Origin of the sequence: Xanthomonas graminis pv. graminis, assembly GCF_030168915.1 — a bacterium.
In the GTDB taxonomy this organism is placed as follows: Bacteria; Pseudomonadota; Gammaproteobacteria; order Xanthomonadales; family Xanthomonadaceae; genus Xanthomonas_A; species Xanthomonas_A translucens.
Genome location: NZ_CP076255.1, coordinates 2684975 through 2700181, shown reverse-complemented (window position 1 = coordinate 2700181; position 15207 = coordinate 2684975). Strand labels below are relative to the sequence as shown.

Annotated in this window: 13 protein-coding genes, 1 other RNA gene and 1 pseudogene; 8 read left to right on the top strand and 7 right to left on the bottom strand. The window is 67.4% G+C overall.

Annotated features, from left to right (window positions below):
* The first annotated feature begins 23 nt into the window (after positions 1 to 23).
* Positions 24 to 758, top strand: a complete 735-nt coding sequence (locus KHF85_RS11645; protein WP_284566795.1) for an SDR family oxidoreductase — start codon at positions 24 to 26, stop codon at positions 756 to 758.
* Positions 752 to 2200, top strand: a complete 1449-nt coding sequence (locus KHF85_RS11640) for an efflux transporter outer membrane subunit (RefSeq protein WP_284566794.1) — start codon at positions 752 to 754, stop codon at positions 2198 to 2200. Before KHF85_RS11645 ends, KHF85_RS11640 begins: the two co-directional genes overlap by 7 nt.
* Before the next feature lie 123 nt (positions 2201 to 2323).
* Here KHF85_RS11640 and KHF85_RS11635 read toward each other — a convergent pair whose 3' ends face one another.
* Together KHF85_RS11635 and KHF85_RS11630 are read right to left on the bottom strand one after the other, a co-directional pair.
* The gene (locus tag KHF85_RS11635; RefSeq protein WP_284566793.1) at positions 2324 to 2509 is read right to left on the bottom strand and encodes a hypothetical protein; all 186 of its coding nucleotides are present in this window, start codon (positions 2507 to 2509) and stop codon (positions 2324 to 2326) included.
* Positions 2510 to 2513: 4 nt separating this feature from the next.
* The gene (locus KHF85_RS11630) at positions 2514 to 2687 is read right to left on the bottom strand and encodes a hypothetical protein (protein ID WP_284566792.1); all 174 of its coding nucleotides are present in this window, start codon (positions 2685 to 2687) and stop codon (positions 2514 to 2516) included.
* Positions 2688 to 3304: 617 nt separating this feature from the next.
* Between KHF85_RS11630 and xopL the strand changes: the two genes are divergently transcribed.
* Entirely contained in the window at positions 3305 to 5200 is a 1896-nt protein-coding gene (xopL, locus tag KHF85_RS11625; protein ID WP_284566791.1) for a type III secretion system leucine-rich repeat domain-containing effector XopL, read from the top strand.
* Here the strand turns inward: xopL and KHF85_RS11620 are convergent.
* Together KHF85_RS11620 and ssrA are read right to left on the bottom strand one after the other, a co-directional pair.
* Positions 5158 to 5512: pseudogene (locus tag KHF85_RS11620) on the bottom strand (hypothetical protein); the annotation flags it as partial. The gene xopL and the pseudogene KHF85_RS11620 overlap by 43 nt on opposite strands.
* Before the next feature lie 240 nt (positions 5513 to 5752).
* Positions 5753 to 6104, bottom strand: a transfer-messenger RNA (tmRNA) gene (gene ssrA / locus KHF85_RS11615).
* 478 nt (positions 6105 to 6582) lie between these two features.
* Between ssrA and KHF85_RS11610 the strand changes: the two genes are divergently transcribed.
* Entirely contained in the window at positions 6583 to 8988 is a 2406-nt protein-coding gene (locus KHF85_RS11610) for a S8 family serine peptidase (RefSeq protein ID WP_409976612.1), read from the top strand.
* Positions 8989 to 9284: 296 nt separating this feature from the next.
* Here the strand turns inward: KHF85_RS11610 and smpB are convergent, their stop codons facing one another.
* A complete protein-coding gene (smpB, locus tag KHF85_RS11605) occupies positions 9285 to 9788 on the bottom strand; it encodes an SsrA-binding protein SmpB (RefSeq protein WP_064539629.1) in 504 nt (167 codons plus the stop codon).
* Between the two features lie 60 nt (positions 9789 to 9848).
* Here smpB and KHF85_RS11600 point away from each other — a divergent pair, with 60 nt between their 5' ends.
* Complete coding sequence (locus KHF85_RS11600; RefSeq protein ID WP_064539630.1) at positions 9849 to 10280, top strand: type II toxin-antitoxin system RatA family toxin; 432 nt, start codon at positions 9849 to 9851, stop codon at positions 10278 to 10280.
* Entirely contained in the window at positions 10277 to 10540 is a 264-nt protein-coding gene (locus KHF85_RS11595; protein WP_284566790.1) for an RnfH family protein, read from the top strand. Before KHF85_RS11600 ends, KHF85_RS11595 begins: the two co-directional genes overlap by 4 nt.
* A gap of 30 nt (positions 10541 to 10570) precedes the next feature.
* Here KHF85_RS11595 and KHF85_RS11590 read toward each other — a convergent pair whose 3' ends face one another.
* A complete protein-coding gene (locus KHF85_RS11590; RefSeq protein WP_003467992.1) occupies positions 10571 to 10969 on the bottom strand; it encodes an outer membrane protein assembly factor BamE in 399 nt (132 codons plus the stop codon).
* Positions 10970 to 11072: 103 nt separating this feature from the next.
* On the opposite strand from KHF85_RS11590, the gene fur reads away from it, so the two are divergent.
* A complete protein-coding gene (gene fur, locus KHF85_RS11585; RefSeq protein ID WP_009596849.1) occupies positions 11073 to 11495 on the top strand; it encodes a ferric iron uptake transcriptional regulator in 423 nt (140 codons plus the stop codon).
* A gap of 847 nt (positions 11496 to 12342) precedes the next feature.
* On the opposite strand, the gene recN is transcribed toward fur, so the two are convergent.
* Positions 12343 to 14010: a DNA repair protein RecN gene (gene recN, locus KHF85_RS11580; RefSeq protein WP_284566789.1), complete on the bottom strand. Its 1668-nt coding sequence runs from the start codon at positions 14008 to 14010 to the stop codon at positions 12343 to 12345.
* Between the two features lie 112 nt (positions 14011 to 14122).
* On the opposite strand from recN, the gene hrcA reads away from it, so the two are divergent.
* Positions 14123 to 15181, top strand: a complete 1059-nt coding sequence (hrcA, locus tag KHF85_RS11575; protein WP_284566788.1) for a heat-inducible transcriptional repressor HrcA — start codon at positions 14123 to 14125, stop codon at positions 15179 to 15181.
* Positions 15182 to 15207 lie beyond the last annotated feature (26 nt).

Genomic DNA, 15207 nt, shown 5'->3' with positions numbered 1-15207 from the left:
TTCCCTCCTTCAAGGAAATCCGCATGACCACGACCCAGAAGATCGCCCTCGTCACCGGCGCCACCCGCGGCATCGGCCTGCATACCGTGCGCCAGCTGGCCGAGGCCGGCGTGCACACGCTGCTGGCCGGCCGCGATTCCACCCGCGCCACGGCCGCCGCGCTGGAACTGCAGGGCGAAGGCTTGCCGGTGGAGGCGCTGACCCTGGACGTCACCGACGCCGCCAGCATCGCCGCCGCGGTGGCGGCGGTGCAGGCGCGCCACGGCCGGCTCGACATCCTGGTCAACAACGCCGGCATCATGATCGACGATATGAAACTCGCGGTCTCGCAGCAGACCCTGGACACCTGGCGCAAGACCTTCGATACCAACGTGTTCGGACTGATCGCGGTGACCCAGGCGTTCCTGCCGCTGCTGCGCGCCGCGCCGGCCGCGCGCATTGTCAATGTGTCCAGCGTGCTCGGCTCGGTCGCGCTGCACAGCCAGCCGGGCTCGCCGATCTACGACTTCAAAATACCGGCCTACAACGTGTCCAAGAGCGCAGTGAATGCGTGGACCGTGCAACTGGCCTACGAACTGCGCGACACCCCGATCAAGGTCAACAGCATTCACCCCGGCTACGTGAAGACCGACATGAATGCCGGCGAAGGCGAGCTGGAAGTGGCCGACGGCGCGCGCAGCAGCGTGATGCTGGCGCTGCTCGACGCCGACGGCCCGACCGGCAGCTACGCCCATGTGGGCCAGGTGCTGCCATGGTGATCCGTCCTGCGATCGGCGCGCTGGCGCTGGCGCTGCTCAGCGCCTGCGCCAGCGTCGGCCCCAACTACCGTGCGCCGGAACAGGCGTCGGTGACGCTGCAGGGCGCGGCGGCACCGGTGTTCGCGAGCGCCTCGCCGGTGGCGTCGTGGTGGGCGCAGTTCGACGACCCGGTGCTGGAGCAACTGGTGCACCAGAGCCTGGTCGCCAACCTCGACCTGCGCATCGCCCTGTCGCACGTGCACGAGGCGCGCGCGGTCTTCGCCGAACAGCGTCTGGACCAGGCGCCGCACGTTACCGCCAACGGCGACTACAGCCGCGGCAAGGCGCCGGATGCGGACGCCGGCGGCGCGCGCGTGCTGACCGAGCGCTACAGCCTGGGCTTCGATGCCGGCTGGGAGCTCGATTTGTTCGGACGCCAGCGCCGCGCCAGCGAGGCGGCGCGCGCCGACCTGGAAGCCGAGCAGGCCGGGATGGCCGATGCGCAGGTCACCGTGGCCGCGGAAGTGGCGCGCAACTATTTCGAGTTGCGCGGCGCGCAGAAACGCATCGCGGTGGCGCGCACCACGCTGGACAACCTGCGCGATACCCAGCGCCTGACCGAGACCCGCTCGCAACTGGGCGCCGGCAGCGAACTGGACGTGCAGAGCAGCCGCGCCCGGCTCAAGGCGATCGAGGCCGACATCCCGTTGCTGGAAGTCAGCGAAGCGCAGGCCCGGCATCGGCTGGCGGTGCTGCTGGGCCGTCCGCCGGGCGCGCTGGACGAGCTGCTGGCGCCGCGCGCCACGCCCGCCTACGCCCGCGCGCTGCCGCTGGGCGATACCACCCAGCTGCTGCGCCGGCGACCCGACGTGCGTATTGCCGAGCGCCGGCTGGCGGCGGCGACGGCGCGGATCGGCGTGGCCACCGCCGACCTGTTCCCGCGGATCAGCCTCAGCGGCTTCGTCGGCTTTCTGTCCGGCGATGCCGGCGCGCTGCTGCAGGGCGGCAGCAAGGCCTGGTCGCTGGCCCCGTCGATCAGCTGGGCGGCGTTCGACCTCGGCAGCGTGCGCGCGCGGCTGCGCGCCAGCGAGGCGCAGGCCGACGGCGCCGCCGCCGACTACGAGAAGGCGGTGCTCGGCGCACTGGAGGACACCGAGAACGCGTTGACGTCCTACGCCAAACAGCAGGCGCGGCTGGCGATCGTTGCCGAGCAGGCGCAAGCGGCGGGCCGTGCCGAAGCGTTGGCGCAGATCCGCTACCGCGCCGGCTCGGAGGACTTCCTGACCCTGCTCGATGCCCAGCGCACCAAGCTGAGCGCCGACGATGCCCTGGCCGATGCCGAGGCCTCGGTCAATGTCGGCGTGGTGCGGGTGTACAAGGCGCTCGGCGGCTGGGGCCAGGACGCGGTGTTGCCGCAGGAGGTGGCGCTGGCAAAGCCGCCGCCGGCGCCGGTCGCGCACTGACGGCGCGGGCGTCCGCGACGCCGCGCACGACCACGAACACGTTGCGCATCATCACCAGGTACAGCCGCGTTACCGCAGCCCGGTGCAGGGCCTGGCTGACCGACGCGCTGTCCAACGGCCAGTTCAGGCGCAGCAGCGCGTCGATGCGGTCGCCGCCGCGGTGTAGCGCCAGCCAGCTGTGCAGTTCGGCCAGCGCGATTCGGCTTGGCACCAGAACGGCGCCAGCCGGGTCCGGGTGGGATGGCCGCCGCACTGCGCCATGGCCTCGCAGCGGCGCTGCCATGGTGCGGCGAAGGCCACGCGGCGCATGGGCTTACGCCTCGCTGCCGTCGATGGCTTTCAGCCCTTTCTGGCTTAGCGCGAGATCGCCATCCTCGCCTTGCGCGGCATAATTCTCGCGCACCGCCCAAGTCGTCTCCGCTTCGCCGACCGGCCTGGTGGCATGGATCTCTTGCAGGATGCGCAGTTGTTCCTGGGTCAATGACATGGCGGGGCGTCCTGATCTTGGAGGTCATGGCCTACCGTACAGACCGGCGGTGACGGGCATGTGGGCGAGGGGCGGATGTGTCTCCGCTGCAGGTCCCGTGCCCCGGATTGGTGTCTTGAGCGTGGTCGGCGCGTTCCGTTTCTTGCCCCACCGCGGCGGCTCCGACATCATTCCGCAACGCCCCAAGGACGCTGCCGTAACGGATGCGCGCGCATGATTCGCCTACCAGCTGTGCGGCCGAAGGCGACGCTCGGGGCTGCTTCAAGGATGCAGGCATCCGCGGCTGGACCACTTTCATTAAGCACCGGTAGATCTCATGCCTGCTGCTACCGACATTGCCGGATGGCGCTGCGTTCAAGCGTTGCCCGGCCGTTGCGGCGGGCAACTTGCTTGCGACAGCCTGTCTGGTCACCAATTGCCGCAATGGCCAGATGAAAAAACCGGATTGCCCGGATGCTTGGGGAAGATCGGGTTCTGTGCGTGGGCCTTGGATTCAGGCGACCATCGCACCCACCTAGACTTCGCCCCACCGATCAGGGTTTCGCGCCGAACCCGTTATCCGCTGCGCTTCAGATCGATCATGCCGTGCATACGCCATGCAGCGAACGAGGACTGCCATGCCACGCGTCAACAGCTCGCGCGCGCCAGAAACGCCAGCGGAAATTCCGCAGCACGCCGAATCGAGTACGAGCGCAGCATCGGGCGAGCGGACGCCGCCGCTTGGCGCAACGCAACCCAGTTCTGGCCTGCTCAGCGGCCTGTTCAGACGTTTTCCTCGTCAGCGCGCGCGCCATCCGTCAACGCCATCGCGGCGCAGCGATGCGCCCGGCCATCAACCCACCCCGGATGCGCTCCACCATCCGATGCAAGCGGCGGCGGCACCTTCTCCGCGCATCCTGGCGACACCTTCGCCTGCGCAAGCGCTGCAGCACCAGCCGCTCCTGCAAAGCAGCGAACCGATTCGATCTTACGCGCACGTGCTATCGCAGTGGCGCCAGCAATGCGAGGCTGAAAGCTCCAGTTGGTTAGGCGCCTCGAGCTCCATCTACGCGCCGGCACATAGAATCGAGTCCCATCCCCGCGTCGCGCTACAAGCCACTGCAAGGATGCTGGCACGTGCAACGTCTCCCAACGTCACCTCATTGGATATCGAATATCTCCCGCTGCCACGGCTCCCGGAGCAGACGTTCCGCTTTTCGCATCTTCAAAATATGACGATCAGAGGAACTGGCCTGATGGAACTTCCCGAGTCCATCGGCGACCTGACCAGCCTGCGGACATTGAAGTTAGATGCAAATCTGATCAGCGCGCTGCCCGCGTCCATTTCCAGGCTGAAGCAGTTGCGAGAGCTCTCCGTCATCTCCTGCCCGGATTTGTCCGAACTCCCCGAGGATCTTGCGATCCGCAACGCATCCGGCGAGCGCGAAGGATTGGTCAACTTGCAGAAGCTTGAACTGTCGAACACCGGGATCCGCTCGCTCCCGCCGTCCCTCCGACGCCTGAAAGAGTTGAAGGAAATAAAGATTGCCAATTCACCACTTGCCGAACTCGACAGCAGCATTCATGGCCTGCCCAAGCTGGAGCAACTGGATCTGAGTGGCTGCACGGAGTTGCGCGAATACCCGCTTATTTCACAAGCGCGAGCGCCGCTGAAGAAAATCATTCTGAGAGACTGCAGCAATCTGCGCTCGTTGCCACATGATATACATAAACTGTCGCAACTTCAGAAGCTCGACTTGCGCGGCTGCGACAATCTGCAAAGGCTGCCTGTCAGTATTTTTCGGCTACCTGCGGATTGCACGATCCTAGTTCCACCACGTCTGCAACATGAACTCGACCGACTCCTCTCTATCCGCTCCGAGCCGACTTCGGCCCTGGCGGCCTGGGCAGCTCGGGTGGCCCGGGAGGTCCAGGCTGCCTGGGCTGCCCGGGAGGCCCAGGCCACCCAGGCCGCCACGGGTGCATCGTCTTCCGCCGCGACGTCCAGCAGCAGTGAAACGCAACAGCAAGCGCACCAGAGGATCGATGACACCGCGTACGCCCTGCTGGATCTGGTGATTGAGGATAGAAATCCCTTCGTTGCGGACGCTCCGTTTTTCATTCCGGAAAAGCGCTGCCCTGGAACTCCCACCATGCTTGGTGAGGTATCCTCAATCGCCATGATGCTCAGTGAAAGCAAAACCACTGAATTTATCGAGAAATTGGATGGAATGGCGCAAAGGTTGCGCGAAAGTGCACCTATCCGCAGCGGTGCCGAAGCGCAAGGCGATTATCTGGCCGCTACGAACGATTGGCTGGCGCTGAAGAATTCGCATCTTGGCATCCGTGACGAGAATAATAACAATATATTTCGTGATGATAGCGAGATCAATGCAGTCAATCTGTCTAAAGCGGTGCAGATGTGGAAGGTGCGCGAAATGCTGGTTCTTGAAGATCCGAGAGACCGCGAACACTTTCCCGAGATAGCGCTTCATATCCCGGACGAAGCGCACGAAGATTCTGTAAATGATTGAGAGCTGCCAACAAAACCGATTGAGCGCTGTATCCGGCTCCGGTCAGGCCTGCATCGCATCATGACAGTGGCAAGTCCTGGAAGCAGTCCGCGCAAATGTGATCTGCGCTTGCAACGGTAGTCGGCTTCGGGCAAATACGCCTTGCATATTTGCCTTGCGCGATGGCGCGATGCCGATGACGCGTTTGACATTGCCGAGCACCACGTTGCCCCACCGTGCAGCAGGCGCGGCGGTCGCAGCACGGCCGCCACCAGTATCCAGCGTCGTCTGCGCGTGTCCAGCGTCTTCCAGCCGACGGAGCATGCCAAGTCCAGCCGGGCGGGGCGTCGCCCCGGCCGGGCAGGGTACGCGCGAGGAAGTGGCAGCCTGTCGATGGGCGCAGGTCAGCGTGCAGGACAACGCTGGCATGGAGCCCGCTTGCACGCTTCAAAAGAACGTGTCTGGGCAAAACGATACCTCAAACGATACCTGGAAGAGGTATCGTTTGAGGTTCGTAAATCACCAATAAACCTTGCAAAATCAATCTACTTGCATTGATTTTGCAGGTGCGAATGGTGGAGGTGGGCGGAATCGAACCGCCGTCCGAAGGCACTCCATCCCCGGCACTACATGCTTAGCTCATCGTTGGATCTCATCCCGGAACAGCACGATGTGCGAAGCGCATCCCGGGACCAGCCTGCTTCATTTAGCCAATGGCTGACAGGCAGCCACCACCGGCGATTCCGTGATAATGACCCTACGTCGCGAGCACGGACACAAGCGATTTCGGGGCTAGGCCTTAAGCGGCCAGTGCGTAGTTGTCGTCGTTGGCAACTATAAGTTTGCTGCTGGATTTACGAGGAAAGCGGCCCCCTCGGCATGCGCCAAGCGATTTTGCAACCCCCGTCGAAACCAGTGCACCCCCAGGGAAAACGTAAAACGCTGACGAACACATTGTAGGGATCGGGGAGGGCAGTCACAAGCCTTGCGACGAAGGCGGCTTAAGCTGGCTTCACTCGGCACTGCCGCTACCGGCGTGTGCCGACGGATCTCCCCAGGCATTGAGCACCGCGATGGCAACCAGGCAACAGCGTGCGCGCGCCGCCGGGCGGGCGCAGAAGCGAGCGGCCGCGGCCGCGACGGCAGCGCCAAAACCGACTGAAGCAGCAGCGCATGCCGGCCGGGCGCCGCCCGCGCGGCGAACCGCTGCGGCAAAGCAGGCCAGGCCGAAGAAGGCGGTTGCGCAGCCGGCCCAGGCGAAAACCGCGGAAACGGCCGCCGCGCGGCCGAGCAAGCCAACGCGGCGCATCGCGGCGAAAACAGGGACTGGCGACAAACCCAGGACCGGCGCGCCCAAAGCGGCCAAGCCCAAGACAGCCAAGCCGGAAGCTTCCCCCAGGCGCGTGCCGTCCTCTCATCGCAGCGCAGCCACCGCCAGCGCTGCGCGCGCGCGGGCGCCTGCCCGCACGACCCGGCCCAGGGCCACAGGCGAAGGCTCGTTGGCGCAGGGGCGGGCGCGCACGGTCGTCTACCTCCATGGCATCGGTAACAAGCCGCCGGCCGAGGTGCTGCGCTGCCAGTGGGACCGCGCCCTGTTCGGTCGCCAGATGGGCGAACGCACGCGCATGGCGTACTGGGTCAGCCGCGAGCGCTATCCGTCGCCGGAGCCGGGCGGTTGCCAGGACCAGGACCACGGCCCGGCGCTGAACCAGGCCGAGCAGCGGGTGCTCGGCGCGCTGGGCGTGGTGCCGCAGCTGGCCGATCTGCGCCAACTGGCCGATACGCTGGCCGGCAGCGACGCCGAGCGTGCATGCCTGCAGCAGTTGCTGGACGAGGTGCAGGCCGCCGCGCCGGAGGCTGCCGGCCTGCACGCGCAGGGGCCGATCGACGTGCTGAACCGGATGCTGCTGAAGCTGATCTCCGCGGCGTTGCTGCAGGACGTGCACGATTTCTTCTTCGTGCCGGCGCGGCGCGAGCAGATGCGCGAGAGCCTGCTGCAGCGCATGCGCGCCGGCGGCGGTCCGTTCGTGGTGGTCGCGCACAGCCAGGGCTCGCTGATCGCCTACGACGTGCTGCGCGCATTCGAGGCCGAGGGCTGCGAGGTGTCGCTGTTGCTGACCCTAGGGTCGCCGCTGGGCCTGCCGGTGGTGCGCAGCATGTTCAAGCAGTGGAGCGGCACGCCGAAGTTGCCGTTTCCGGCCTGCGTGAAGCGTTGGGTCAACGTCGCCGAGCGGCGCGATCCGGTGGCGCTGGACGACGACCTGAGCGACGACATCGCCGATGCGCAGGGGCGCTTCCACAATATCGCTGGGTCGCGGATCAATCCGGATTGGCAGCGCAATCCGCATTCCGCTTCCGGCTATCTGTCCATCCCCGAGGTCCGCGCCGAGGTGCGGCGCGCGGTGGGGGTCGGTTTCGACCAGCCGATCGCGCATCCGGTGCTGATCAAGGACCTGTCCGATCAGTTGGAGGCGCGCGCGCCGGACTATCGCCACGAGGTGCTGATCGAGCTGGACCGCCTGCCGGGCGAGCGCGCGCCGGCGCAATTGAAGCGCGATCTGGTCGCGGCGCTGCGCGCGTTGACCCAGGCCTCCACGGGTTTGCAGGGCGACGCGCTGGACGCAGCGATCGAACTGGAGGACACGCTGCAGCGCTACGTGTCAGTGCGCCTGACCCGGTTCGAGATCGAAAGCCTGCGCGATCGCTGTCGCGGCCTGAGCCTGAAGCGGCTGTGGCGCGACGCCGGCAAGCGCGCCTTGATCTACCAGTCGCGCAGCACCGTGCAGGCCGACGCGGCGCAGGTGGCGTACCGTGCGCTCGGCGCCGGCATCGGCTGGGCGGTGCTGGACAGCGGCATCGCCGCGGCGCATCCGCATTTCCAGCAGCCCGGTTTGCCCGAAACGGTCCTGGCGCAATGGGACTGCACCCAGCGCGGCCGCGCCCGCGAACTGCGCCGCCGCGATGGCGCCGGTTTCGCCGCGCTGGACGGCAACGGCCATGGCACCCACGTGGCCGGGATCATCGTCGGGCAGTGCGAGGCGCCGCTGCCCGGCATGGCGCCGGCCACGCCGCTGCGCTTCGCCGGCATGGCGCCGCAGGCGCGGCTGTACGGGCTGAAGGTGCTGGACGACGATGGCAATGGCCGCGATTCGTGGATCATCAAGGGCGTGCAGCAGGTCGCCGAGATCAACGAACGCGCCGGCGAGCTGGTCATCCACGGGGTCAACCTGAGCCTGGGCGGCTACTTCGACGCGGAGAGCTACGGCTGCGGCTTCACACCGCTGTGCAACGAACTGCGCCGGCTATGGCGGCAGGGCGTGGTGGTGGTGATCGCGGCCGGCAACGACGGCCTGGCCTGGCTGGTGCAGAACGACGGCCAGGCCTATCCGTTGAACCTGGACCTGAGCATCGGCGATCCGGCCAATCTGGAGGAAGCGCTGGCGGTGGGTTCGGTGCACAAGAGCAGCCCGCACAGCTATGGCGTGTCGTATTTCTCCTCGCGCGGGCCGACCGCCGACGGCCGGCACAAGCCGGACCTGGTGGCGCCGGGGGAGAAGATCGTCTCGGCCCATCACCGCTACGCCGCCGACGCCCCCGGCACCTGGATGGTGGAGATGAGCGGCACCAGCATGGCGGCCGCGCACGTGTCCGGACTGATCGCCGCGTTCCTGTCGGTGCGCCGCGAGTTCATCGGCTTCCCGGACCGGGTCAAGCAACTGCTGCTCGACCAGTGCCTGGACCTGCGACGCGATCCGTACATGCAGGGCCATGGCCTGCCGAGCCTGATGCGGATGCTGGGCGGGACGTGAGGGTGTTGTTGGGCTCGGGACTCGGGACTCGGGACTCGGGATTTTCGCAAGTTCGCTGCATTTCTGCTTTTCTGTAGGAGGGGCTTCAGCCCCGACGCCTTACCGGTAACGCGTCGGGGCTGAAGCCCCTCCTACAAAAAAAGCGGCTGCGCTCGAGCTGCAAAAAAAAGCCGCTTTTTTTAAAAAAATCGGCCCTTTTTGCATCAAATCGCTTGACATCGATATGCCCCGGGACATCATCCCGAGTCCCGAGTCCCGAGTCCCGAGTCCCGAGTCCCGAGTCCCGAGTCCCGGCCTCACGCGTTCTTGTTATGCCGCCGCATGATCCGCTGCTTGTCGCGGGCCCAGTCGCGGTCCTTGGCGGCGTCGCGCTTGTCGTGGTCCTGCTTGCCCTTGGCCAGCGCGATCTCGAGCTTGATCTTGTTCTTGCTCCAGTACATCGCGGTGGGCACCAGGGTGTAGCCGTCGCGTTCGACGCGGCCGATCAGCTTGTCGATCTCGCTCCGGTGCAGCAGCAGCTTGCGGGTACGGCGGTCGTCGGCGACCACGTGGGTGGAAGCCTGGATCAGCGGGGTGAACTGCGCGCCGAACAGGAACAGCTCGCCCTGGCGCACGAATGCATAGCTCTCGCCGATGTTGGCGCGGCCGGCGCGGATCGACTTGACCTCCCAGCCCTGCAGGGCCATGCCGGCTTCGTAGCGGTCCTCCAGGTGGTATTCGTGGCGCGCACGCTTGTTCAACGCGATGGTCTTGTTGGCCGTCGCGCCGTTTGCTTTATCCTTGGCGGGTTTCTTGCTCATCTTGCTATTGTCTCCGATTCGGGGCCTCCCGAACGTCTTGGTCCACTTTCCCCGCACCGAATGCCTATCATCCGCCGCAGCGCCCTGGTCGAACATCCCGCAACGCGCATGTTCGACCTGGTCAATGATGTCGCCGCCTACCCGCGCCGCTTCGCCTGGTGCGATGCGGCGCATGTGCTCGAACACAGCGACCAGCACCTGGTGGCGCGGCTGGACCTGGGCCTGGGCTCGTTCCGGACCTGGTTCACCACCGAAAACCGGCTGCAGCGCCCCGACCGCATCGATATGCTGCTGCGCGACGGCCCGTTCAAGCGCCTGCAGGGGCAGTGGGAGTTCCACGGCTTCAACGACCATGCCAGCAAGGTCAGCCTGATGCTGGATTTCGAACCGGCCTCGCGGCTGCTGGGGCCGGCGCTGGCGCTGGGGTTCCAGAGCCTGGCCGACCGCATGGTCAACGATTTCGTGCGCGTGGCCGACCGCGAACACGCATGAGCGGGCTGCGGGTCGAGGTGGTGCTGGCCTGGCCGGAGCGCTTCGTCGCGCGCAGCTTGCACCTGCCCGAAGGCGCCACCGTCGCCGATGCGCTGGCGGCGGCTGAGCTGGCCGAGGCGGAGCAGGGCATGCCTTGCGCGATCCACGGCAGCGTCGTCGCACCGACCCAGCTGTTGCACGACGGCGACCGGGTCGAACTGCTCAGGCCATTGCTGGCCGATCCGAAGGACGCCCGGCGGCGGCGCGCGAAACGGCGCTAGCGCCGTCGCACCGGCCGCCGCTGCGCCGGCTTACTCGCTGCGGCGCTGCTTCTTCTTGTCCTTGGCCAGGTTGCGGCCGAACTGGCGCACGCTGTTCTTGGCCAGCTCCGAATCGTTCTCCGGGAAATAGTCGCCTTCCCAGCGGGTCACCGTGTCGTTGTCGAAATAGACGACGAAATTCTTGATCTCGGTCCTGCCCAGGCGGTCGAGGCGCTCGGTCGAGGTGTAGTCCCAGCGCTGGGCATGGAAGGGATCCGGGATCGACGGGGTGCCGAGCAGCGCGTTGACCTGCTGCTTGCTTTGGCCGACCTTGAGCTGATCGACGGCCGCCTGCTTGATCAGGTTGCCTTGGTAGATAGGCTGCTTATAGATGATCCCGCAGCCAGCGGTGGACAGGGCAACAGCGGCGACCAGCAAGAGATTGCGCATCGGGGACAGTACTGAGGGAAATCGGGTCGATGATACACTCCCGCCGACCGCCGCGACCCACCCCGAGGCAGCTGGCGTTAAACCAGCTATGAACGGAGCCACCATGGAATCCCACGATCTGCGCAAAGTCGGCCTGAAGGTCACGCATCCCCGGATGCGCATCCTGGAGCTGCTCGAGCAGAAGTCGGCGCGTCACCATATGACCGCCGAAGAAATCTACCGCCAGCTGCTCGACCACGGCGACGAGATCGGCCTGGCCACGGTCTACCGGGTACTGACCCAGTTCGAGGCGGCCGGGCTGGTGCTCAAGCACAATTTCGAAGGCGGCCAGGCGGTGTACGAGCTGGACCGCGGCGGCCACCACGACCACATGGTGGACGTGGATACCGGCAACGTCATCGAGTTCGAGAGCGCCGAGATCGAGGAACTGCAGCGCAAGATCGCCGCCGATCACGGCTATGAGCTGGAAGAGCATTCGCTGGTGCTGTACGTGCGCAGCAAGCGCCCGAGCGCCAAGAAGGGCTGAGCCGGCGCCCGCGGGTGCGGTGGCGTGCGACTCAGGGCCATCGCCGCGGATCGCCGCCGTCGGGACTGGCGACGAACTGGCTGGGTGCACTGTGGCAGGGGCTTCAGCCCCGACTGCTTCCGAGACCGGAACAGCTGGTGGCTTCGTTCGTCGCGGTTGAAACCGCTCCTACAGGGGAATCGCGGCGAGCTGGCTGGGTGCACTGTGGGAGGGGCTTCAGCCCCGACTGCTTCCGAGGCCGGAACAGCTGGTGGCTTCGTTCGTCGCGGTTGAAACCGCTCCTACAGGGTAATCGCGACGAACTGGCTGGGTGCACTGTGGGAGGGGCTTCAGCCCCGACTGCTTCCGAGGCCGGAACAGCTGGTGGCTTCGCTCGTCGCGGTTGAAACCGCTCCTACAGGGGCTCGCGACGAACTGGCTGGGTGCACTGTGGCAGGGGCTTCAGCCCCGACTGCTTCCGAGGCCGGAACAGCTGGTGGCTTCGTTCGTCGCGGTTGAAACCGCTCCTACAGGGGAATCGCGGCGAGCTGGCTGGGTGCACTGTGGGAGGGGCTTCAGCCCCGACTGCTTCCGAGGCCGGAACAGCTGGTGGCTTCGTTCGTCGCGGTTGAAACCGCTCCTACAGAGAACTCGCGACGAACCGGCTGGGTGCACTGTAGGAGGGGCTTCAGCCCCGACCCGACACCATCCGAAGCCTGCAGCTGCATATCGCCTGACGGCTCGAATCACAGGGCTCGAGTCGCCTGATGGCTCGAGGCGACCCAGCGACATGCGCGCAGTAGCGCTCCGGTTGTCGAACCGAACCCCAGGCCCAGCCCGCCAGCCCGGCGCAGCCTGGCACAGCGCCTCAACCAGCACTCTGCAGCAGCCGCTTGGCCGCGGCGAGGGCTTCCTTGCTGACTTCGACCCCGCCCAGCATCCGCGCCAGTTCTTCCTCGCGCTGGCGCGGCGCCAGCAGTTCGACCGAGCTCTGCGTCATGCCCTCGACCGGCGCCTTGCTGACCCGGTAATGGGCATGGCCCTGCGCGGCGACCTGCGGCAGGTGGGTCACGCACAGCACCTGGCGCTGCTCGCCGAGCGCGCGCAGCTTCTTGCCGACGATGTCGGCGACCGCGCCGCCGATGCCCGAATCCACTTCGTCGAACACCATCGTCGGCACCGCGTCCAGGCCCAGCGCGGCGACCTCGATCGCCAGCGAGATGCGCGACAGCTCGCCGCCGGAGGCGACCTTGCGCAGCGCCCGCGGCGGCTGCCCGGCGTTGGCCGCGACCAGGAACTCGACGCGCTCGGCGCCGGCCGGGTCGGGACGCTCGGCCTCGTGCGGCTCGAGCTGGATCTCGAAGCGCCCGCCGCCCATGCCCAGTTCGCCGATCAGCGCGGTGGTGTCGCGCGACAGCGCCTGCGCGCCGCGCTGGCGGGTGCCGCTGAGTGCGGCCGCGGCGTCGCGCCAGGCCCGGGTGGCGCGGGCGATCTCCGCATCCAGCACGTCCAGCAGTTCGCCGGCGCCGCGCAGGCCCTCGACTTCGGCCAGCAGCGCGTCGCGGTGCTCGCCCAGCGTGTCCGGGGTGACCCGGTGCTTGCGCGCCAGGTCGTGCAGCCGGCCCAGCTTGCGCTCCATGTCCTCGAACTGCGCCGGGTCGGCGTCGAGGTCGTCGCGCACCCGGTCGATCAGCGCCAGCGCCTCTTCCAGCTGGATCGTGGCGCTGTCGATCAGCGCCTCGACCTCGGCCAGGCGCGGCTCGTATTCGCCGACCTTGCCGAGTTCGTGGCGGGTCTGCTGCAGCAGGGCCAGCACCGCCGGCGCCTCGTCGCCGTTGAGCCGCTGCGCGGCGCCCTCGCAGGCGCCGATCAGCGCCGCGGCGTGGGCCTGCCGGCGATGGTTGGCGTCCAGCGCGGCGATCGCCGCCGGCGCCAGGTCCTCGCGCTGCAGCTCGGCCAGCTGGTGTTCGAGGAAGCCGATGCGGTCGGACACGTCGCCCTGCGCCAGCAGCGTTTCGCGCTCGGCCAGCAGCGCCTGCCAGCGGGCGGCGGCGGCGCGCACCGCAGCGCGTTCGGCCTCGTTGCGGGCGTAGGCGTCGAGCAGGCCGAGCTGGCTGCCGCGCGAGAGCAGCGCCTGGTGTTCGTGCTGGCCGTGGATCTCGACCAGGTGGCCGGCCAGTTCGGCCAGCTGCGACAGGGTCACCGGACGGCCGTTGATCCAGGCGCGCGAGCCGCCGTCGGCGCGGATCACCCGGCGCAGCTGGCACTGGTCGTCGTCGTCGAGTTCGTTTTCGCGCAGCCAGGCGCGCGCCGGGGCGGCCTCGGGCACGGCGAATTCGGCCGACAGTTCGGCGCGGTCGGCGCCGTGGCGGACCACGCCGCTGTCCGCGCGCAGCCCGGACAGGAAGCCGAGCGCATCCACCATCAGCGACTTGCCGGCGCCGGTTTCGCCGGACACCACGGTCATGCCAGGGCCCAATTCCAGTTCGGTCCCGCGGACGACGGCGAAATCCTTGATCGAGAGATGTGTGAGCATGGGGGTCGCAATCCAGGGCCGCGCAACGCTAGCACGCGGGGGGAGGTGGGCCAATCACTTGCCAAGCCGGCATGCAGCCATTATCTAGTGTCCAGTCTCACGGATTGATTGCATGCCCGCCTCCCCGGTCCACTCCTCGCTCGACCCACGCGCCCGGCAGCTGTTGCGCACGCTGATCTCGCGCTATATCCGCGACGGCGAGCCGGTCGGCTCGCAGACCCTGGCCCGCCACGCCGGGCTGGACGTGAGTCCGGCGACGATCCGCAACATCCTCGCCGACCTGGAGGACGCCGGCCTGCTCAGCTCGCCGCACACCTCGGCCGGGCGCATTCCCACCGCCACCGGCTACCGGGTGTTCGTCGACAGCCTGGTGCAGATGCGTCCGCCGGGCGAGGGCGAGGTGGCGCGGCTGCGCGCGGAGATGAACAACGCCGCCGGCACCCAGGCGCTGCTCGGCAGCGCCTCGGAGTTGCTGTCGGCGATGACCCACTTCGTCGGCGTGGTCAGCGCGCCCAAGCGCGAGCAGTTCGCGTTCCGGCATATCGACTTCGTGCCGCTGGACGCGCGCCGGGTGCTGGCGATCCTGGTGTTCGCCGACAACGAGGTGCAGAACCGGGTCATCGAACCGCGCAAGGCCTACGAGCCGGCCGAGCTGGAACGGGTGGCCAATTACCTGAACGCGCATTTCGCCGGGCGCGCGTTGGCCGACATCCGCGCCAGCCTGGTGCGCGACCTGCGCCATGCGCGCGACGAGATGGAACTGCTGCTGGCGCACAGCGTGGAGCTGGCCGAGCAGGCGCTGGCCCCGGCCGGCGACGACATGGTGCTGGCCGGGCAGACCAAGCTGATGGGGGTGCAGGACCTGTCGGACCTGGAACGGCTGCGCGAACTGTTCGAGATCTTCGCCAGCAAGCGCGAGATCCTGCAGCTGCTGGAGCGCACCATCCGCGCGCCGGGGGTGCGCATCTTCATCGGCGAGGAGACCGGGGTGGTGCCGCTGGAGAGCGTGTCGCTGGTCACCGCGCCGTACATGGCCGGCGGCCAGGTGCTGGGCGTACTGGGCGTGATCGGCCCCAAGCGCATGGACTACGACCGGGTGATCCCGCTGGTGCAGACCGCCGCCGAAGTCCTCGGCGCGGCCCTGGACCCGACCCCACCGAGCGAACGCTGACCGCCCCGCGCCCGCAGCGCCGGCAC